Raw genomic sequence first — 20,240 nt, forward strand, 5'->3', positions numbered from 1 at the left:
TGGCCACCGACCTTTTCTCCATGTGCGTACCAGACGTACAAGGAACCACGCAAAGTCAATCCAGAGGCAAGACTACGGCCACAAGCGAAAAGCGCAAGTGCTGCTGCGCCGGTGAGCCCTGCTTGCATATTGGAAAGCTGTGAGAGCGTGACTCCACATATCACTGCTCAAGGGAGTCTAACTATGTCTCAACAAATCGATACTGCTCAGCCTTTCACCACCACCCTCACTACTCCCGATGCACTCCATAAAAAACTGGGTGTGTATTGCGTCGCGTGGGAGCAGATGGTGCTAAACGCCATGGCCTATCTCCTGGGCAGCGAGTACCAGGGGGGAAGCTATGAAATTCGTGAGTACCTCAATGGCGCATTTGCGCTGATCCTTCCAGATCAGGGCGCAAAGAAGGTCGTCAGATACGGGCATAGTGAGGAAAGTATGACCATGGAAGCTGCCTCGTTTGTCGCTAACCTGATGGCGTTCTCGGCTTGCAATTCCACTGCCATCGAAAAGGAAGACGAGGCCGGCAACCTGATGCTGCACGATTACTACTTTGCGTTGAAAGATGCCGTTAGCGGCAGGTACGGCTTCATCATCGACGCCAGTGCCGAGGAAGGAACACGGCCGCTCAACGAGGATGAACTCGTTAAGGTCCAGGCCGAAGCGAAATCCCACCCGGAGCAGAATGCCATTCTCCGTATGATCGACTGAGCCTTTTAACCTCTCACTCCTTTGGCGAGCTCAAGGCGGCGAGACAGAGCCATCCCCCTCCCAAGTTGTTAACCCCTCGATCATACATACGCCCGCATCGGTCACCGCGGCGGGCTATTCAACTCTGCACCTTCAGCCTAGCAACGCGAGGCCGCACCCCAATGACTGTTCCCCCGGCAAAAATCCAACTCGATTTGTTCGAGCATGTTGAAAATGCCTTTATGGCAAACCCTAACCGCCCTCTAAGCAACGATGAGCTTTATCACATCGTTGGCCGCACGGCCGAGATTCCTGACCATGTGATGAACGCTCGGAGCCCGATCGGCGCCGCCGGCGATTTACACTCTACAACCCGGCGATCGATCCGCTGGCAACAGCAGTCGCTCAAAGCACTTGGAGTGGTTGAAAGGGTCGAAGGTACCAGAGGGCTATGGCAGCTTACCGAGAAGGCTAAAAAGGGCCTGAACAAAGCTTCGCCCGGTGTCACCCTGCTGGGGTTCAGCACCAACCTCGGCCTGGCCTTGTGGGGAACTTCTCCAGACGCTTTGGCCGGGCTCGATGAGCCGATTGAACTCGTCCTAACATCCCCGCCATTCCCCCTGAAAATATCTCGAGCTTATGGCAACCCTACGGCGAGTGAATTTGTCGACTTTATCTGCCAGGTCCTTGAGCACATCGTGCCGAAAATTTCGGCATCTGGAAGCCTCGTATTAAACCTGACCAATGATTCATTCCTCGACAAATCTCCAGGCAGATCCACGTATTTGGAACGCACAATTATTGCCCTCGAGGACCGATTGGGACTGACGTTGATGGACCGCGTGCCATGGGTAAATTTCTCGAAGGCCCCAGCCCCACTGCAATGGGCAAGTCGGACGCGCCAGCAGCTGAATATTTCGTGGGAACCGTGCCTGTGGTTTGCCCGCGATCCTATTTTGTGTAAGGCAGATAATCGAAGGGTACTAAGGCCTCACACTGAGCGCCATGCCAAGCTCTTGAGTCAAGGCGGTGAGCATCGAAGCACAAGTTATGGAGACAACGCATATCGGCTCCGTCCTGGAAGCTTTGGCGGAATCACCAACGGCGCCATCCCAAAGAACACGCTCCAGATTGGCCACTCCTGTGCCCGCGGCCGGGAACACAGAAAGGCCCTAACCGGCCTGGGGCTGACTCAGCACGGCGCCGGCTGGCCATTCGCTGTACCTGATTTTTTTATCAAATTCCTAACAGAACCCGGCGACTTGGTCGCTGATATTTTTTCTGGCAGGGCCATGACCGGTCGAGCAGCTGAAGAGAATCAACGTCGCTGGATCTGCGTCGAGAGTGCATTGCAGTACGTGCGTGGAGCAGCCGAGCTCTTCCGTTCATTCCAAGGCTTCTGGATCAATCCGGCATTAGAGGAAGCATTCAGGACATCCGACGCGTAGAAGCACAGGCATTATGCGCGGGCCCGAAAACTGGATGAGTAGGCAACCTTGCCTAATGCCTTGCATAGGCAGGATTGCCTATTACTGATATTGCGAGGGACACGCGGTCAATCGCACAGTTATCTGCAACTGCTGGACTCTTAGGCCACACCGGCACGAACGAGGCGCCTCATAATTGGTGACCGATGCCCCTGACATGTCTCAGATAGGACCGCTACCGCCAGGCCGAATGGGTAGCCTCGAGGGGAAAGATTTCACGAGGCCACCACCATGGTTACGAAAAAAACAATCGCTACTGGTTTGGGGATTGCAACGCTCTTGGCGCTTGGATTTGCCGCAACAATCAGCACCGGAATGATGGCGGGGACCATATCGGCAGCACTGTACGGACATGCCGACAATGCCCCTGGCTGTCTCACAAACCTAGGGCAAAATGCCGAGCAATGGGCGGAATTATCGCGTGCCCACATCCACTCCGAGCCAATGCTAATGGGCGGCACGTCGGGCAGTTATTGCTTCAACCCACCGAGAAAGTCCAGTCATCTCTAACTGACCGAGACGGGTAGCGCTGAGCACTCAGTATAAATCCGCTAAAGACTCCCCCGTTGGTGCCGCCAATAGCCCAAAAGAATCTTCTGCGCCCCCGAGATGAGGCGATGAATCGTGCCAAGAACAATTGGCTGCTCAGATCATGATTACCCGATAATATTTGGACAGTCCTGTGATTCCCTAACGCATACATCACCTGTTAACACTTCCGATAATATTTACGGAGGGCTCACTAAGTTGTGTTGGATTGTCCTACAAAACCGCTCTATCTCCTGCAATACAGGCAATACAGGCTATGGCGTTGCGAGCATTTTATTGGTAATTTCGTCGGCGCTGACCACCAAGGATTAATAATAATGAAAAAAGTGCTTCTCAAGAACACCATCGGTTTCGCTGTGGCCGTGGCATCCACTCAACTCTTCGCTGCTGGATTCGCTCTTAACGAACAAAGCATCAGCGGGATGGGCACTGGTTTTGCCGGCCGCTCTTCTTCTGCCGATGACGCCAGCACTGTATTTGGTAACCCAGCCGGCATGGCACGCCTTAAGCGGGAACAAGTGACCGTAGGCGCGGCTGCCATTCTCGCCAAGTCAGATATCAGCAGAGACGGCAGCAATTCTCCAGGCGGCAGCTTCGATGGCGACATGGTTCCTACCGTTGGCGTACCGATGGGCTATTACGTCAAGCCAATTGATGATCAATGGGCGGTCGGATTTGGTATTTACGCACCGTTCGGCCTGGTCACCGACTATGAAAACGGATTTGCCGGCCGTTACTTCGGCAGCTATAGCAAAGTTTCGGTTGTGACTCTGCAGCCGACCGTCAGCTACGCCTTCAATGACAAGATTTCGATCGGTTTCGGTCCGACCATCAACCGTATTGACGGCACATTGAAGTCTGATGTCCGCGGTAACTTTGCTGGTACGAACGACGGCGAAGTGAAAATCAGCGGTGACGACACTGCCGTTGGCTACAACATCGGTGTCATGGTCCAGGCCACTGACAGCACGCGTCTAGGCTTAACCTACCACTCGATGGTTGATTACAAGCTCGAGGGCAAAACAAGGATTACTGGTGCTCCTTTCAGCGTTTTCAGTGGCTCCAAGTTTGATGCGTCACTGAAACTCAAGACACCTGAGTCCGTGGATTTCTCGGTTACCCACGAGCTGAACGACAACGTGACCCTTTACCTCGGCAGCACTTGGACCCGCTGGAGCCGCCTGGAGGACATCACAGTCAACAATAGTGGCGTACCTGCGCAGTTGGGCGGCAGCACTGGCGCAATTGGCACTATCAGTGAGCCACAGAACTGGCACGACACTTGGGCCCACGCTATCGGTGCAAGCTACAAGCTCAACAAGGAATGGACACTCCGTACCGGCTTCTCGGTCGACCAGTCGCCTACCAACAACGAAGACCGTTCGCCACGGATACCGACCGGGGACCGCACAGTGTTCAGCCTTGGTGCTGGCTGGAGCCCAACCGAAGACATCACTGTCGACATGGCGTACTCCTACTTGATGGAGGAGGACGTTAAAGTCAGCCATTCGAAGCCGCTTGCCCCAGGTGTCAACACCACCTACAACGCCAAGTATGAAAACAGCGCACACGGCCTAGGCCTAGGCCTGACCTATCGCTTCTAAGCATTAGTTGGTCAAACAAAATGCCCCAGCACGAGCCGGGGCTTTTTTTATTCCTTTGGCTTAGGCTTGAAGCGAATTGGCTTCTGAACCAGGGACTAGCGGATATTGAGCCAATTGTCCGGTCTCACCTGGCTGTGTACTTGGCAATGCTTCCATCTTCCCGGTGGTTAAGCCCCGACTGAGCGAGAGGAAAAGGGCAGTTGGGGCGCCATTTCTTGGTCCTCGGCAAATAGGTATTCCCAGGGAGCGACGACATTGACCGACCGATCCTTTTGTAAATGCGCCGCCGAGCAAGGCCGCGACCTCTGAGTCTTTAATTTTGCCGAGTAACGCAATGCGTTCGGCCGTCCAGACCTTATGGTGCCGCTTGATCCCCAACTTCTTTCGAAGTATTGAAAGTGTGGTTGATGAGTAGCCAAACCTGGCCACCAACTCACGATCGGCTACCTTCCCAAGCAAGGACAACATTTCTTCGGGGTACTTAGGCACATTTACACTCGGGATACCCCGGGCTTTCCGCTCCTTCTTCAGGTAGTGCAGGGTGAAACCAAACTCAGTGGATAGATCCTGATCAGATCGCACCCCCAGTTGACTGATCAGCTCCTGCGGCAAATTAACTATCTCGCGCTTTTTTGGGTTGGGCGTTTGAGTTGGTGTGGTTGCGGGCTTAACCGTGGAGGCGATGCCCATTTTTTTTCGAAGTGCACAGACGCTTGCGATATGATACCCAAACTGCTCACCGACCTCCCGGTCTGTAACCTTCCCCAGCAGCTGAAGCATTTCTTCTGGGTAAACACCACGTTTGAACTGGTCGATACCCAAGGCAAGACGCTTCTGCTTCAAGAAGTAAGCCGAAAAACCACATTCAACCGAAAGATCGCGATCCGAGCGCTTACCGAGTTGCTGGATCACAGCTTCGGGGATCTCATCCAGTTTGTGGCTATTTGACTTGCGTTGGGCTCGTTCGCTCATAAATCGTTTCTTATTTGTCAATTCTGTTGGAAAAGCGTCGCCATTCAACACTCGCTTCAGGACGGTGGTTTTTCTTGCCCGTGGCATCGACTGCGGACGCCAACTGCATGGCCGGTTCAGCCGAGGCGCGACCCTGATCTGAGGGTATCCGGTCGAGGTTAGGCGAGAACGTCACGCCGCCGATTGTGCCAGAGCAGGCTTTCTGCGGCGACTTAATACCACCTGGCATTCCCCAAGAATTGCTTTTATTTTTGAGTAGGCCCGGGTCCCGGATTCTGTGGAGCCTGCTCAGCTTCCACGGGCCGACAAAGAGGCTTGTTCACCTCATCGGTCAGAGCAACCAGGCGAGGGGCCTTATCCCCTTCCATGACACTCCACAGGCAGCCGCGGCGATCCTGCAAGATTGCTCCCTTGCCAATGGGAAAGGAAATTCGTTCCAGACGATCTAGCATCGCCGCCTCAGGTATTCGCTCTCGTGCCGGATCCTGTGGACCTGGTGCCTGGTTCGCTATTGCAAACAGCGGCAACAGCGTAAGCAGCGCGATTGTTAGAGTTTTCAATTGGCTGTCTCCATTAGGCTATTGAACACCAAGCCCAGTCGTTTTGTGTTTCGCCTTTAATCTTGAGCTGGACCAGCATCGTCTTCGTCGAGGTTACCCACGCCAATGCTTCTTCGCGCAGGCGCAGTTTTGTCGCGCTTGGCCTCCAGTAAATCTCGTCAATACCCAACACAATTTTGGTGGCCACAGAAGCGACAAAGTCCTCCGGGAAGTGCGTCGGGCTCTGTGATGCTGCCACGAGCATCACGCCAAATTTTCGCGCCTCTTTTGCGATGGTGTTGATTGGATTGTCAGGATCCTCGTCGGCGTAGATATGCGCCTCGTCCAAGATGATCACGTCCTGAATATGGTCCTGAGGGCCCCGCTCCACTGCGGCCATGAATAACTCCTCGAGCTTGAAGAGAACGAACAACTTTCGTTCCTCCATGGACAGCGCATGGATGTTGTAACGCCAGATGGGGTTACTCATTTCGAAAGGTGGAGGCGACGGTTTGAAAATGCCGATCGCATCGAGATTCTGCAGGCGGTCGACAACAGACTTGAGCACATCAGTGCTGTCGTACTTCATCAGGGAGTTCAGCTCTCGGCCCGTGGTGATGGATTCCACGTAGGTAGCAAATGCATCAATTGCCTTCTTCTTCGCTTTGTCCAGGTCGAGCTTGCCCGCCTCATCTTCAAAGTTCGCCTCACCCTTACGAAGCGCCTGAATCGCCTTTTTCCGGTATGACTGCGCCGATCGGTTGGCAAGCTCAAGGTAGGTGACAGCGTCAGCACCGGACCCCAGAAATGACTGCTGCAAGATGTTCTGGGCCATCCGTAGGGCATCTTTGATCGACGGGTTTGTTCTGGACATGAGCTTCGGCGGCCATCGAGTCACAGCCCCCTCGTACTGGTTCTGATTGATGTACCAGGAGTAGAGGGGACCACCGCTCCAACGGGCGCCCAAGGCCTTGGCCTCGTCCTTTTCAGCCTTTGGCACATCAAGGAACAACCGATCCTCATGACCATCGCTCATCAGCACCGCGGTCTCGTCCTGGACATACCAGGTCGAGGGGTCATCTTGCTTGAACCCATACTGGGCATAGACGTCGGTCAGGATATTTCGCAAGCAGGCTTCCTGCTTGGGCCCCATAGTGCGCATCGTTCGATTCATGGTGGCCATGAAGGACTGTATGCGCTTCCGGACGCCCCCGAAATGCGGATCAGGGTTCACCTTCAGTGGATTCAACCCCCAACACGTCTGCTCGGAAAAGCGCACCTCGGACGCACCAGGAATTTCCAGGTCACCATGCACATCAAAAAGGTGAACGCGCGGAATTTCATGCCCGGCCGTTCTCAGCGCCTGGGAAATCATTTTTCGGAGCGTGAAGGTTTTACCCGAGCCGGACATGCCGACAACCAACGTATGACCGTTCACAAGCTTTGAACTGTCCCAGATAACAGGGACAGTCTTGCCTTTTTTCAGTTCCTGGGCGTCGAGGCCGAATCGAATCTGCATCTACGAATTGCCTTATCCACTCTTTGCCTAGCGACGCCAGGCCATTGATGGGAGCAACTGTAAACACCCGGCCGAACCGGAGGGGGCAGGTTTGTACCCGATCAGGGGGCAAACAGATGGTTGCGAGACGCGGATGAGCCGGCGTGCCGAGCTCACCTCCTAAGCCACACAAAAGAATCTTTCTCGCGACTCAAGCTGCCGTGACAAGACTCAGTCCACGTTGCATATGAGCCAAGCGCACCTGAGATTGCGCCAGCGGTTCACCCGACGCCGATGAAAGTCTGACTGCATCAACCAGACCCGCACCGGAAATTCGTCTCATGTCATCCGATGCCTTCATAAGTGCCGCTGCGCAGGCGCGCATAAGATCGGCGAGGGCCGCCTCGGAAAGCTCGCAATCGGCGCCGAGAAAGGCGCCCGCTACATCCTCCGCGTCAACGCATAGTAGATCGGCTACACGCACAAGCCACGAAGAGTGAACTGCCATGGCTGCGAATGGGTGCACGTACAGGTGCCCGTCGCTGATTCGATGAAGCACCTGGCAATCCGCCTCAAGCAGGGCCTCAACGTAAAGCTCTTGCAGCTCACCGGCTGATACTGTCATCACCTCCATGGTCAGCGACGCGGCGAATGCTGACATGTGAGGGGCGAGATTTAAAAAAGGCGTCATCGTTAAGCTCCTGAAAAGTTTGAGACAACGATACGACGTAACCCCAAACTGCAACCTTGGATCGGGACCTACGGGGAGAAATATGGCTTCCCATGGTGGAACGTCAGCTGTTTGCAAAGTGCCGCTGCTTGGCCGTCAAGGCGGCCAGTAGGCGAGCGCTTGGTACCGAATAAGCTGGTCACTCAGGGATTTCCTGACTGGCATCAATGAGTGCAGCGGCGAGTAGGGAGACCTGCTCCCTGTTTAGAACAGCCAACTCCCCCTCCCCCCCCATTTGCAGGTGAACCGCTTTATCCACCACGTCGACCATTACAACTGTGGTTGTCGCTGCCTCATGCTCGCCAGTTGCCTCAACCTCCACGGGACCACTCAACCGGCGACGCGAACGAACTATTGCCTCTTCTGCCCCAAGCGCAGTGGGCGTGAGCAGGTACTGCTTTGTTGCTTCTGGGAGCGATCCAAAGGCAAGCTCGTTTACGCCGAAACGCTGTCGCATCTGCCACCCTTGCACATGGGCCCGGTGCTCGATGAACGTTTCATCGATGGCCATACCCGGTAGCCCAACCAGGTCCCTCACGGGCAACCAGAGCCCCTTCGTGAGATCAAGCCGATACACCACTTGGGGATCACGGTGCTCTGGGCCCTTAGCCCGGCTCCTTGCCTTTGGAATTGGCCGCCCTAAGGCATCGTATCGTTCTGGCCATATCTGCTCTGGCCTGACCCCTAAACATCTGGCAACCAGACGCTGCAGGTTATCCAGCCTAGCAGTACCCAAGGTATCCAGAGCCGAGCGCCTGATTCCAAGGTAAGTGGTTAAGCTGATAAGAACAAAACCTCGATTGCGCAAGGCAGACTTAACCCACGCCAAACGTGCAGGCTCTTCACTTGGCAGGCCTTTAAGATCGAGTGGATTACCCGAATGACTGTCCAAGAGATCGCTGAACTGCTGTCGCGCGGGCACCGCCACAGGGAGGCCAAAAAGTTCAGGCAACGTGGCCTCAATTTTCGCCTGGAGTGCATCGCTCCAGGCGACATCGTAGCGCTCAGGAAATAGCGTTCCTTCAGTAACGCCCAGAGCTTTGGCGATTTCGGTTTGCGCCGCTGGATAGTTGCGATTTCCAGCCGAGGCGATGCCGGTCACGCCTGAAGTTTTGGAGAGTGAAGAAAGGGAGATCCCCTTCGCCATCAGCGCTACCTTGATTGCATGCCACCGAATAGCCAGTGGGAAATCAGGGTATTTATCTTTAGTTGTCATACCAAACACCTCGCGTCTTTGGTACGACCCTCTCATGGACTTCTTAATGTGCAAGACCGGGCTCCACTACGGTGAATTTGCCCTCCATTGCTCTCCATGCTGGTGGCTCGGCATCACATTTTACGATTAATAACAGGCTTTGCTGCAAGAAATCTTTTGTCTGTCATGTTCCTCCTAGTTAAAGGAAACCCCGGATACCACTTACGGTTATTCCCTCAAATGCAGAAAGAGGTCCTCTCGATTACTGACATCAGTCATGAAGATTCACGGTGAGTTGCCTGTCCAGCGAGCCGTATTGCTTGGGACATGGCACAAACATGGCGATGTGCAATTAAACCAAGTCAGACTATGGCCAGCATCGGGAAGTCGACCAACAATGATTTGAGACAAAATATAGGGATGTATAGTGACATCCTGCGACCACCTCATAAGGGGTAGTCTAAAGCCCTAGGCCGTATATCAGGCGATAAGCGTGACTATTCAGGCTGATTCTGCATCTCACACCAAATTATGTTGACCATAACCTTGGATTCCACGATAGATATCTCGACCACTTAATACCTAGATACCCTTTAGAGCATATGCATTAACCATATTTACTATAAGCTCCGCTGATGAAGGCTCCACCTACCCAAACAAGACATCCCCAACCACCGCACAGATAACCTTTTTGTCTATTTCTTGTGCCAACGGATCAACCCTATCACTCCGCATATAACAGAAAGAGCTCCAGCCACACCGCCATACACTAACTTACCCTGCATCAGCGAGTTTATTGAGTCGATTCCTGAGATGGCTGCCATAACAAACAATACAGCTGACGACGGAAGCCGCCGATAATAATTAGGATATTTTTTATTGCTAGCCCTAGCCTCAACAAGAACTTTCCGTACCGGACCAATAAGCTCTCGCAAGTTTTCCAGGCTGCGTGGGTCATCCTCTAATATGTTGTTCGGAAGGTGGTAGAGAGCGTCCGATATTGACTCGACGAATGCTGGATCGCTGCCGGCGGCACCGCGTATTCTAGCCAGCCCTTCGTGCATCAGGTGAGCGGCTTCTGTACGAAGAAAGGTACGCTCATCACCGTTCGTGAAGGCATTGTCAAATAGCGGGCGGTGGAAGAATTCGACCGCTCCTTCGCCCCCCCATTTCCGAAGGCACTGCTGGACCAGCGATTCATTCGCACCGGAAATGCGAACAAAATACCCACTCTTCCGAGCTAACGAACTCATATCTCCCAGTAAAGATTGACTACTTAAGCGTCCGTCGAGCACCGCACCTAAGCAATTTTGGTCAATTACAACGGCAGTAATGCCAGCCTCATTGAGTTCATTGAAAAGCGATCGAATTGACACGGCTTTGCTCCAGGGGACTTTCGCAAAGAATCACAGATCGCCCCTTTGTCCATGACAGCAATTCGCCCCGCCATTCGGGATGAACCCGATATGAAACTCCGACAAACGCAATTTGAGATCCAAGTGGCCGGACTTGCATTATTTGGAAACACGAGAGGATGGAGACTGAATCCTCTCAGGTACTGCGCTATGTCAGTTTCAGATACTCCATGGAAGCACGCCTTCCACTCCGGCATGTCCTCATCAGCTGACCTGCGGGCCGCAACTGATCTCGGCTTGCCAGTCGGCGTAGTCGCCCCACTGCTCACCACTCGCCAAATTTTCCTCACCCTGCCTAAACACTTAGACGCCGGCGGGAAACTGTTCGTGGATTCCGGTGCGTTTTCCGCTTTCCAGAAGCGCACCAGCATGGACTGGGAGAAGGTCTTCCAAACCTACGAAACGCTCATTAATCAAACAGTTCAGACTGGAAATCTTTCGATAGTTGCGCCCGACGTCGTCGGCGACCAGGCGTCAACCCTTGACCTTTGGGCTGAACATGCACAACGTGTGAAGCGCTGGATCGATGCGGGATCTCGCGTCATCGTCCCACTTCAGGTTGGCCGACTTAGCGCCGGGGATCTGCTTGAGGAAGCGTTTAAGCTCTTTGGCACGCGTAAGCTCTGCGCTGGGGTACCTTCGAACCTAGCAGCCATGACCGCGAACGACGCCGCGACCATCAGGCATGGCGACTTCCACATTCTGGGCCGGGTGGTGCTCACCCCTGAACTGGCAGAAAAGCTCTCTGCGATCCTTCAATCAAACCCGGATGCGCAACTGACCGCCGACGCCAATTGGCTCCGTGCAAGAACGGCGCGCATTTCCAGCCTCGCTAGTGCACTCCCCAGGTCCAACGTGCCCTTTGACTGCCGCCGATCGAGAGCGATTAAGGAGTTGCTGGTAGTGGATGGGTACCATCAACTAGCCCACCGATTCAGCTCGGCTCCTTTAACGCGACCTGCCTGCACCTCCTGACTGGACGTTGAGGCACAAGAAAGCCGGCACTTATCGCCGGCTTTTCTGATTTGGACCCGCAGTGTTCGCAATCGCTATTTCATGCAGTTGGTAGGCCGTTGGCTAAAGTCCGCCCAAGCAGTTTGCCACCCGTCCCGATGGCTGGCATTGACTGTAACAATCTCTACGCAATGACTGCTGCCCAGCTTTGAAAGGTACGCCGAGGCCACTGCCTGCGGGACCACAGTGTCCTGGTCGCCAACCAAATGCCGCTGTGGGATTGCTCCCAGCTTGTCAGCATAGCTAACGGGATCAAGCGACCCATTCAACGGTGTCAGGCCGTGTAACTGCGCCCAAGCCGTAACGGCAACATTGCCGGCGAGCGTTTGAACCGAAACAATGTCATTCCTTTGGGCAGCCAGAAGCAAGGCCACTGCCCCGCCTCCTGAATATCCCACCAGTTCAATGTTCGATATGGAGTACCGCCGTTTTATGTCGTCCAGTGCAGACGACATCTCTGAAATTGCTTGGAGACTGAAGCGCTGATCAGTCCACACCATGGGATTGCAATGTTCATTAGTGACAAACTGACAGGGCCTGGCCAAATAGGCTGCACCGCTAGGATCGTTTGCAGCGAGATTGGCCACAAGGTTGTCATGCGGCGTCGGATCAGTGTTGGGTTGACTGCTTGTAGCCCAGGCGTGGCCGTCGCCTTCGATATACACCCTCAACACCCGGCTTTTAACCGTCTGGGGCAGTACCGCCAGAACAGGGTGGTTCAATCCGGTGTAGCGCTCGACTATTCGGCCGGCAGCTTGGGCATTGCCTTCAAGGCGAGCCGAGTAGTTAACACAACCGACACTCAGGGCCGCGCCAACCATTACGAGGCTTATCTGCGCATACGGCCGAAGTTCAGCGAGGGGCATCGAGGTCGCTCAATTTTCAGTGATTGGAGGTCCATAGTATCGGATAGTTCTGATAAGCAAGCCGGCCGCCACCCCCGAAAATTACCCCTTAATCAGGTGTGAATTCCCACGATGGGAATGGAGAAGTGCCTATAATTCAACGAGTTGGTAATTCTCTACAGCCAGCGACCCTCGCCTTCTGAGGGTTGCTTGAATTGCCTCATTGCTCGGCTTTCTCATCCAAAATGTCGCGGCTTCGGTTCCGCCGAATTCCAACAGAATGACAGCCTCAACTCGGTGCGTCATGCCGGCGTTCTTGTAGATGTGGTCAAAACGTTCCACCCGTGCCGTCGTCGAGCTCAACCCCCTGTGCGGCCTGCACTGAGAGTCCGGGCCGATGTTGTCAGGATTGCGCAACTGCTTACTCCGACACTCATCAGAAGATTCTTCCCACCAGAGGCAATTGCGTAAGGTGCAGGTCCAGCTTTGCGCGAGATCGAGCACAGCCCTTATAAGGTGAACGGAGAATTCTCTCTCGAGAATTGAAGCAGCGAGCGCCTTTCGGAAACCTGCATCCGTTTTGGCTCGGTTGAAATGACTGAGGTCTAGCATGGCAGCATCCTGCTTAGTGATGAGTCCATTCTGATGTCCTAATTCCTCAATGATCCGTCAATTGAACCCAAGAATCGGGGCATTCATGAACACGATGATTCGCCGAAAAGGGACTGCTCATCCCTGGCCAACGCTGTTACTCGATCCTTGCTGGTACGTTCTCTCTGGCCAGCCGTGCCCCTTCGACTATCAGGTAAATTCCGGTCCCCAGGAGCACAATTATGGCGGAGGTAATTGCCAGAAGGTTTAGGTTGACCAGCGAATCCAAATGGCCGGCCATCGCCTGCACACCAAGGTATATGGCGTAGGCGAGGACCACCATCAACAGCAGTTTCAGGCCAATCAGTATTTTCGTTCCGGCGAGACTGTGTGCCAGGTATAGGCCAGACAGGATGACCAATGCCGCAACAAGGTACTCAAGGAAGCCAGCTGACATGTACGTCACGCCATTGAGGCCAGACTTAATGCAAAACAGCTGAATCAGGATGTAGAACGCGGACCAGCAAATGATCGGTTTGATGTATTTCATGGGACGGACCCTCAACTCGCCTTTGACAGGAGAAAGGGTCACGTATGTGAGTCGGTAAAAGGCGCCTATTCGCCCCAAAAGCGAGGATGGTAACTCCGGCGCCCGCCGACCAGGGCATATGCCCCCTGAAGAATCAATCCAGATATAGCCTGCGACCTGACGCTGGTGTCGGATCTGATTGCGGTAAAGCCGTAGGGGACGTCACCGTCGCGGAGGGCATCGGTGGTGCCGTAGGCTCCAAAGCTAGTGGCGGGGGCGTAACAACCCGAGTTGTAGGTCGTTGGGATGCCTGCTGATCCCTCAACCGAGAAAGAGCATCACTACTTTCAGGCAGAGTTGGATCTATAAGCTCGTTGCGGTAGAACACTAGCATGATGAGGATGATCAAAAAGACGATTCCAAACCCAACTCCAAAAAACGTAAAAAGGGTGGATTTGGCAAGATCGTCCGCATCAGTGGGGGTACGGGTTGCAATCGAACTGAGATCTGTCAAAGACGATACCCGACCGCCAGTTGCCTGGTAGGAGAACTTGATCTGCAGCCTATTCTGATCGCCGTTTTGGGTGATATCGAGGATCTTGGCGGATTCTCCCGCGAGTTTACGGATTGCGTCCCGAGCGCTCATGGAATCACCTGTGACCATGCCACCCAGGAGCCCATTGAAGCCAGCATCGGGTACTCGGCATCGGACCTCCCCGCCAATTGTACGAAATCGGCCCGGGCAGACTTTGAGCTCACTTCCAGCCTCATGACTCCACTGATCCCAGCGTAGATTCAGCGTCTTGACCGTCGTGATCTCTTGCTTGGCTTGCTGTGTCGAGGTCGCACCCTCCTCTGCAGCCGCTGCCCCAGTAACGCCTCCCAATGAGACAGCCAACAGAACGACCGCGATTCGCATAAAACAACCGATCAACACTTCTCAACACTCCCACCAAACTGCACCGGGCAACCGAGTTTTCCTCGCCTGTAAATGAACTCCTTCTCAAAGTGAATAGCGGCAGAGCGACTCTCGAAGGGGCCATGCGTTTCACAATCGATCTGGACATTCCACTGACAACGCCAGAGCCGAGTCCACGCTGCGGCTTTGGACTCATCACTGACCAACGCACGAAGCACCAGAAAGCAGACTCGTTGAAACCATCCTGTTGGGATGACTCGGGAGACGCGTTTCTTGTCCAAGCCCGTTACAGTAAGGCCTGAAAAATCGACCTCATCAGCAAACCCGGTAACGGTTCCATTACGAATGACAATTCGCCTTTTATGAGACATGAGTGCTTTTCCCGGCCAAGTCAAACATCGTAGTCATCGTCCAAAAACAGGCGCCTTCCTACAGAAGGCCTAACGTTCTCTTCTGTCGTTGAGGGCACCATGACATCCTCGGGCAAGACCCGCGCGCCAGGCGCGATGGTAGCCAGTTCCGGAGCATCAGGACTCTTGGTGGTTTCCCCTTCCGCGGCTGCAACCGAAACGCCGAGTGCTACAATCGAACCGCACAGTCCCACCATAAGGGCCAGAAATAGAAGAATTCCCCAGCCAGTGGCCATCCACCCAATGAGTGCCGCGACTGCACAGAGGGCGAATATCCGTTGTGCGATGTTCATCAATAACCTCTGTAGGCCTTCCAACCATGAATCCGGCTTCATCGACACATACCCCGGACCCACCTCGCAAACCAGCTGCAGTCGGTGCTCGTGTGTTGCTTGATTAGGTCGCGGGATTTATCAGCCAATTAGGAAGAGACGTGCTCTGCCTGGGCGTTTTCGCTTTGAAAGTCGTATTCAGGTCTCCTCTCGACCTCCAGCAGTTCAAGCCCTTCGGGACGTAGGTGCTGCTCCAGTGTCTCGCAGGTCCTGCCGTGGAACCCCTGGAAGTCGCCGTTGATACGGCCACCCTTGATCGTGATAACGACTTTCTTCACCACACCACCTCCTCTGCGACAACCTCAAGCGTACCGTCGGCCTGGGTCATCACCGTCACGTTGTAGTTCTCAGCTTTGAGTTGTTTTTCGTAGTGGTACGCTAGGTAGCGATCGACAATTTTGTTGCTGGTCTGGGCTGTCCAGGTCCCATAGGACCCGTAGTCCTCCTGGTACTGATTGAACACTCCGCCTTCAAGGCGAAAGCCGATCCGGCGCTGATTGTCATTGCGGTCCACCAGGACAAGGGAGTAGCGCTCATCCGTGTAGCCAACACCAACTCGATACAGCTTTTCCTGCTCGCGGACTTCCCCGAGCCCGGATAGCGCTTTTACCAGCACCTCCAGGTCCGTATAGGACACCGATACCTTTCCTTTCACGATATGACTCATGGCGTTTTCTCTTTGTTAGTCGACGTTGAGCAGGCGTCCCATCGCCGAACCAGGGACTTGGTCGTAGGTGTTGGCGGGGTAGAAACCTTGCTCACCCAGGCGCCGGATGCTGTCGATATCGGCCTTGCGCGTTACGCTCGTTGGCGTGATATCACCCAGTGCCTCCAGCAGAATCGCCTGGTTCAGCGGAGAATCCTTGGCATTGGCGATGTACAAGGCATCAACTACTGCTTGTTCAATTTCAGCCCCGGTATAGCCCTCACTGCCCTCGATCAAAGCCGGCAGATTGAATTCTGCGGGGTTGGCCTTGGCCTTGTTGATGTGAATCTGGAAGATCGAGGCGCGTTCCTCGATACTCGGTAGGTCGATGAAAAAGCACCGATCCCATCGCCCAGCTCGCATCAACTCCGGAGGAAGCTGACTCACGCGGTTGGCGGACGCCACGATGAAGATTTTGCCCTTCCGCTCTTGGAGCCAGTACAGGAAGGTACCGAGGAGACGCTTCGAAACTTCATGCTCTCCTTCAGCGCTACCAAAGAATTTTTCGATCTCGTCGATCAGCACCACAACCGGTGCGATCTGTTCGACGGTCTGCAATGCACGCGTAAATTTGGCCTCGGTTTCCCCGAGGTATTTCGAATAAAAGCGGGCCATATCCAGGCGGACCAAGGTCGTCCCGAACACGCCCGCGGCAGCTTTGGCCATAAGCGTTTTACCGCCGCCAGGCACGCCGGCCAAAAGCAGGCCTTTGACTGAAAGATTCTTTTCCCAGCCAGCCTTGCGGATATTCAGAAACTCCTTGAGCGGCCCCAGACCACCTACCGTCTCAATGGCCACAGGTTCTAGAACATCCAGCCCCACCTCTCGCAAAATGTGATTTTTCTCCCGCCGAATTTCGCCGAGATACTCATGCCCCTTTGCTTTCAGGTACGCCGAGTAGATGAACACGTTACGCATCTGACTGTGTGACAGGCCCATCGAATGGTTTGCGATTACTGCGCGCTCAGGCCCGCTGAAGATCGTAGGCGCCTTTTCTGCGCGGCAGGCCAGGCTTTCGCTCGAAAACTGAACGTCGCGCTCAGCACTTAGGAGTACGTCAATTACCTCCTGTTGATCCATCGGGGGGAGGTCGATGTGGTAGACAAACTCCTCCGATAGCGTATCTCTGCCGGCGATCACATAAGTCACACCCAGCTCCTCAATCGCGGCTAACGACGCTTTCAGGCTCGGCAGGTTTTCAGGATTGGACTTATTGCGGTCAAAAAAATACTGATCAAAAATCACCGTACCTCGACTGCCTTTCTCAGCCTTGCCGGCCAGGTTTTTAATGTAATCGGGTGAAGGCACCTGCTTGAAAGGCATGGTTTCAAACGTCTTCTTTCGTTCCTTGGCTGCCGCCGCGACGACTTGAATTGCCCGGCTCATCTCAAACGTGTTGATGGCCACCACGGGGAAAGCAAGCATTAGCGGGATGCTGATGCGATCGTTATTGGTGTCAGGTACAGACATCAATCTCATCTCCAGATGAAAAATCTATGGATTCAGTGTTTCACGAGGCATGGCCAACTGGGGCTTCATCTGAACCAGAAACTGGGGCAAACCACACTTGCACTGGGTGGGGTTAGTTACAGCCAGGAGATGACCCTGAGAAGGCTTTGGAATCATGCCGCCCATCTCGGAAATGCAAGCTGTATTGGATGATGTCCATTACTGGAGGAGCACTCAGGCGGAGATCTGAGTGCAGAAGGGTGTTCGCGATTCAGGCGCAAGGGGCCTGATAATACTGGGCCAGGCGCCCTCTCCTGCCCCCTAGGTTTGATCGATCAACTGACGGTGTAAACCAAGGCGGGGCCCTGAATTTAGACAACAAAAGCTGTCGCAGTCAGGCCTGGCTTCAGGCAGCCTGCAGCGCAAAAAGACAAAGACGCAAAACTGTCGCAACCTCTCGAAATGCCGGCTTGCTACGAAGATCTAGACAACCAAAATCTGTAGCAGATAAGCGCGGCTTGTTGGCGTTTGGACACCGGGTGGGCGCAGGAGGTGGCAATTGCCCCAGTGGCAATCGCTGCTGCCATATCAAACTTTACGTTCGTCGTATTTCGACCCCACCTTCGGTGGTACCGGCTATACCACTTCAATACAGAGTGTGTTGTGGGTATGCGCTCCGCAGTAACGATCATCGACCCAGACAAGAGACCTTTGCGCCTACGATTGCTAGCTAATACGAGTAGTGGAAGAGAGCCAGCGCGTTAGTCGTGTTTTTGTGCATAAGGCTGATCAAGACTCCTAAGGAAAGTCTTATGCGCACTGTTTTGTTCTTCCTCACTGCGCTTTTCGCGCTATGCATCATCTGGTCCGCCCCTACAAGCGCCAGCCCGCCTCTAAACCTCAACGTCCTGTACGTCGACCCAACTTTCGGTCCAATCTGTGCTGGCCCTAGGGGGCCGGGCAGATGCCCTGATGTTGATCGGTTCATCAAAATCCAGATGCGAGCAGCATCTATCAACTTGCCTGTTGTCCGCATGGATCCTTTTGCGGGTCCAATCTGCAATGGGCCGCTGGGGTACGGACCGTGCCAACAGGTCATTTGGTTCCTAGCTTCGCGCCAGGTTGCAGAGGAAGAGTTCAACTTGCGACCGTCAGGCAACCTTTGCACCGGCCCATTTGGGCCCACACCCTGTGAAGCGCTGGCTGACTACTTGATGCAGGCGCAAGTCGGCGCCGAGCCCAATCAGCGAATAAACCCAAGGTCAGTTCAAGTTGTTTCGCAGCCAGGCAGGGGGGGTGGCGGGGCCACATGCCAAGGTCAATTTGGACAGATGCCGTGTACGCTCGCCGGACAATCGAGTCTCGATCGCATGGGAGTGTTGCCGGCTCCGGGTTCATTCGTGTTACCAGCAGGGGTCTCAGACCCCGTACAAATTGCCGCCGAGTGTGCGAGACAGGTCAAGGTCGATGTTGCCGCATTCGCAGTCTGCAACGGCCAGAAGATCGTTCTCCCAGCCAATCAGCAGGCGCTACTTGACTGCGCGGCAAGATCGCGCGAAACCAGTAAATTTGCCGCGTGCGCGGCTCCGAACCTGGGCATCAAAATATCATCTGAGCAAAGGAAACTTATTGGCTGCGCAATGGAAGCCAGCGGAGACGAAGACAGCTTCAGATCATGTGCAGGAGACTTGCTTGGAGACGGTGCACTCAACAGGGATCAGAGGGCCATGCTTAGATGTGCGGCGAACTCGGACGACGACGCTGAAGCATTTACGTCATGCGCTGCAGAGCGTGTCCTTTCACAGGAACAGAAGGCGGTTGTCGATTGCGCCATTGAGTCCAATGACGCTGTGTCATTCGCCGGCTGCGCAGCATCCAACGCCGGGATAACAATGTCTGATGAGCAGAGGATCTTGGCCCGTTGCGCTATGCAGGCCGATGGCGACACCGACGAACTTTTAACCTGCACCGGCTCAGCTGCTCTGGGGAACAGTCTTGGCTCCAATGAGCAAGCAGTACTTGATTGCGCTGTAAATTCTGGAGGGAGCAATTCAAAGTTCGCAAGCTGCTCGGCGGACAAGTTGCTTGGTGGCAAGTTAAGCCGTGAGCAGGAGGTCGCCATACAATGCGCGGCTGAAGCTCAGGGCGACGCCACAACGGCAGCCATGTGCGCAGGCGCGAATATGTTCAAAATGCAGCTAAACCCTGAGCAGCAGATTGCCGTCCAGTGCATTGTTTCCACGGGTGGTCAACCCTATGCAGCGGCCGGCTGCATGGCTTCTAGGCTCACAGTGCGAGAGCTCACTAAGTGCCTCACGGACGGCTTTGGTGGGGACGGGTGTTTTGGCGATTCTAACGATCTTGTGGGTCGAAACGGCTGGGTCGCTCGCAACTTGGGGCAGATTGCTGGTGGCCCTAACTCAGTGATAAACAACCCCGATCAAGTGTGGGGCGGCGACAACTCCTTTGTGAGGAATCCGCACCAGATTTTGGGGGGATCAAACTCTTTCGTCCGGAACCCAGGCCAGTTCTGGGGAGGCAGCAACTCAATCTTCAATAACCCATCTCAGTTGCTACCGCAGCCGCGGCCGGTACAGATTGGGTCGGTGGCAGGGAAAAGGATTTGCTTGCCGTGGTGCTAAGGAGGCTTCCCTGAGCACTTCAAGCTTAACCACTTGAGGACATCGACATGCCTGCACTGAGATACGCACTAGTGACCCTTGCCATCGCAGTCTGCACCATACCAATGGCCAGCGCAGATACGGTGAA

The 20,240-nt window shown here is 54.4% G+C and carries 17 protein-coding genes; 5 read left to right on the plus strand and 12 right to left on the minus strand.

Annotated elements, in window-relative coordinates; genetic code table 11:
- Positions 1–183 precede the first annotated feature (183 nt).
- From PG5_RS00520 to PG5_RS00535, 3 genes are all read left to right on the plus strand, one after another.
- Positions 184–708 (plus strand): hypothetical protein, encoded by a 525-nt coding sequence (locus tag PG5_RS00520; RefSeq protein ID WP_020795135.1) that lies wholly within the window; start codon positions 184–186, stop codon positions 706–708.
- A gap of 161 nt (positions 709–869) precedes the next feature.
- Positions 870–2,135, plus strand: coding sequence for a DNA methyltransferase (locus tag PG5_RS00525; RefSeq protein ID WP_020795136.1), 1,266 nt, complete (start codon positions 870–872; stop codon positions 2,133–2,135).
- Positions 2,136–3,040: 905 nt separating this feature from the next.
- Entirely contained in the window at positions 3,041–4,327 is a 1,287-nt protein-coding gene (locus PG5_RS00535) for an OmpP1/FadL family transporter (RefSeq protein WP_020795138.1), read from the plus strand.
- 60 nt (positions 4,328–4,387) lie between these two features.
- On the opposite strand, the gene PG5_RS32870 is transcribed toward PG5_RS00535, so the two are convergent.
- The 5 genes from PG5_RS32870 to PG5_RS00565 all read right to left on the minus strand — a co-directional run bounded on the left by PG5_RS32870 (position 4,388) and on the right by PG5_RS00565 (position 10,637).
- On the minus strand, positions 4,388–5,299 hold the full coding sequence (locus PG5_RS32870) for a DNA-binding protein (protein WP_155943681.1): 912 nt from the start codon (positions 5,297–5,299) through the stop codon (positions 4,388–4,390).
- A gap of 573 nt (positions 5,300–5,872) precedes the next feature.
- Complete coding sequence (locus tag PG5_RS00550) at positions 5,873–7,357, minus strand: ATP-binding protein (protein ID WP_020795140.1); 1,485 nt, start codon at positions 7,355–7,357, stop codon at positions 5,873–5,875.
- A 190-nt stretch (positions 7,358–7,547) separates the two neighbouring features.
- A complete protein-coding gene (locus PG5_RS00555; protein ID WP_020795141.1) occupies positions 7,548–8,027 on the minus strand; it encodes a hypothetical protein in 480 nt (159 codons plus the stop codon).
- A gap of 178 nt (positions 8,028–8,205) precedes the next feature.
- Positions 8,206–9,282: a helix-turn-helix domain-containing protein gene (locus PG5_RS00560; RefSeq protein ID WP_020795142.1), complete on the minus strand. Its 1,077-nt coding sequence runs from the start codon at positions 9,280–9,282 to the stop codon at positions 8,206–8,208.
- 674 nt (positions 9,283–9,956) lie between these two features.
- Positions 9,957–10,637: a hypothetical protein gene (locus PG5_RS00565; protein WP_042955076.1), complete on the minus strand. Its 681-nt coding sequence runs from the start codon at positions 10,635–10,637 to the stop codon at positions 9,957–9,959.
- A gap of 189 nt (positions 10,638–10,826) precedes the next feature.
- Here PG5_RS00565 and PG5_RS00570 point away from each other — a divergent pair, with 189 nt between their 5' ends.
- Positions 10,827–11,651: an SIR2 family protein gene (locus PG5_RS00570; protein ID WP_256227766.1), complete on the plus strand. Its 825-nt coding sequence runs from the start codon at positions 10,827–10,829 to the stop codon at positions 11,649–11,651.
- A 74-nt stretch (positions 11,652–11,725) separates the two neighbouring features.
- Here the strand turns inward: PG5_RS00570 and PG5_RS00575 are convergent, their stop codons facing one another.
- The 7 genes from PG5_RS00575 to PG5_RS00610 form a co-directional block, all read right to left on the minus strand.
- Positions 11,726–12,556: an alpha/beta hydrolase gene (locus tag PG5_RS00575; protein ID WP_042955077.1), complete on the minus strand. Its 831-nt coding sequence runs from the start codon at positions 12,554–12,556 to the stop codon at positions 11,726–11,728.
- A gap of 129 nt (positions 12,557–12,685) precedes the next feature.
- Complete coding sequence (locus tag PG5_RS00580) at positions 12,686–13,147, minus strand: hypothetical protein (protein WP_042955079.1); 462 nt, start codon at positions 13,145–13,147, stop codon at positions 12,686–12,688.
- Positions 13,148–13,283: 136 nt separating this feature from the next.
- Positions 13,284–13,676 carry a hypothetical protein gene (locus PG5_RS00585; protein WP_020795145.1) on the minus strand — a complete coding sequence of 131 codons (393 nt, stop codon included), beginning with the start codon at positions 13,674–13,676 and terminating at the stop codon, positions 13,284–13,286.
- 1,289 nt (positions 13,677–14,965) lie between these two features.
- Entirely contained in the window at positions 14,966–15,277 is a 312-nt protein-coding gene (locus PG5_RS00595) for a DUF3329 domain-containing protein (protein WP_042955082.1), read from the minus strand.
- Positions 15,278–15,405: 128 nt separating this feature from the next.
- Positions 15,406–15,594: a hypothetical protein gene (locus PG5_RS00600; protein WP_020795146.1), complete on the minus strand. Its 189-nt coding sequence runs from the start codon at positions 15,592–15,594 to the stop codon at positions 15,406–15,408.
- A complete protein-coding gene (locus PG5_RS00605) occupies positions 15,591–15,983 on the minus strand; it encodes a hypothetical protein (protein ID WP_042955083.1) in 393 nt (130 codons plus the stop codon). Before PG5_RS00605 ends, PG5_RS00600 begins: the two co-directional genes overlap by 4 nt.
- 15 nt (positions 15,984–15,998) lie before the next feature.
- Positions 15,999–17,492, minus strand: coding sequence for an AAA family ATPase (locus tag PG5_RS00610; protein ID WP_020795148.1), 1,494 nt, complete (start codon positions 17,490–17,492; stop codon positions 15,999–16,001).
- A gap of 1,349 nt (positions 17,493–18,841) precedes the next feature.
- Here PG5_RS00610 and PG5_RS00615 point away from each other — a divergent pair.
- Positions 18,842–20,113: a hypothetical protein gene (locus PG5_RS00615; protein WP_155943682.1), complete on the plus strand. Its 1,272-nt coding sequence runs from the start codon at positions 18,842–18,844 to the stop codon at positions 20,111–20,113.
- The last annotated feature ends 127 nt before the right edge of the window (positions 20,114–20,240 follow it).

The organism is Pseudomonas sp. G5(2012) (assembly GCF_000408945.1).
In the GTDB taxonomy this organism is placed as follows: Bacteria; Pseudomonadota; Gammaproteobacteria; order Pseudomonadales; family Pseudomonadaceae; genus Aquipseudomonas; species Aquipseudomonas umsongensis.

What these genes read in the sequence shown, in the direction of transcription:
- PG5_RS00610 (WP_020795148.1), bottom strand. Translation starts at nt 17,492, where the DNA reads ATGTCTGTACCTGACACCAATAACGATCGCATCAGCATCCCGCTAATG.
- PG5_RS00535 (WP_020795138.1), top strand. Translation starts at nt 3,041, where the DNA reads ATGAAAAAAGTGCTTCTCAAGAACACCATCGGTTTCGCTGTGGCCGTG.
- PG5_RS00525 (WP_020795136.1), top strand. Translation starts at nt 870, where the DNA reads ATGACTGTTCCCCCGGCAAAAATCCAACTCGATTTGTTCGAGCATGTT.
- PG5_RS00555 (WP_020795141.1), bottom strand. Translation starts at nt 8,027, where the DNA reads ATGACGCCTTTTTTAAATCTCGCCCCTCACATGTCAGCATTCGCCGCG.
- PG5_RS00615 (WP_155943682.1), top strand. Translation starts at nt 18,842, where the DNA reads ATGGGAGTGTTGCCGGCTCCGGGTTCATTCGTGTTACCAGCAGGGGTC.
- PG5_RS00575 (WP_042955077.1), bottom strand. Translation starts at nt 12,556, where the DNA reads ATGCCCCTCGCTGAACTTCGGCCGTATGCGCAGATAAGCCTCGTAATG.
- PG5_RS00605 (WP_042955083.1), bottom strand. Translation starts at nt 15,983, where the DNA reads ATGAGTCATATCGTGAAAGGAAAGGTATCGGTGTCCTATACGGACCTG.
- PG5_RS00570 (WP_256227766.1), top strand. Translation starts at nt 10,827, where the DNA reads ATGTCAGTTTCAGATACTCCATGGAAGCACGCCTTCCACTCCGGCATG.
- PG5_RS00520 (WP_020795135.1), top strand. Translation starts at nt 184, where the DNA reads ATGTCTCAACAAATCGATACTGCTCAGCCTTTCACCACCACCCTCACT.
- PG5_RS32870 (WP_155943681.1), bottom strand. Translation starts at nt 5,299, where the DNA reads ATGAGCGAACGAGCCCAACGCAAGTCAAATAGCCACAAACTGGATGAG.
- PG5_RS00580 (WP_042955079.1), bottom strand. Translation starts at nt 13,147, where the DNA reads ATGCTAGACCTCAGTCATTTCAACCGAGCCAAAACGGATGCAGGTTTC.
- PG5_RS00585 (WP_020795145.1), bottom strand. Translation starts at nt 13,676, where the DNA reads ATGAAATACATCAAACCGATCATTTGCTGGTCCGCGTTCTACATCCTG.
- PG5_RS00560 (WP_020795142.1), bottom strand. Translation starts at nt 9,282, where the DNA reads ATGACAACTAAAGATAAATACCCTGATTTCCCACTGGCTATTCGGTGG.
- PG5_RS00550 (WP_020795140.1), bottom strand. Translation starts at nt 7,357, where the DNA reads ATGCAGATTCGATTCGGCCTCGACGCCCAGGAACTGAAAAAAGGCAAG.
- PG5_RS00595 (WP_042955082.1), bottom strand. Translation starts at nt 15,277, where the DNA reads ATGAACATCGCACAACGGATATTCGCCCTCTGTGCAGTCGCGGCACTC.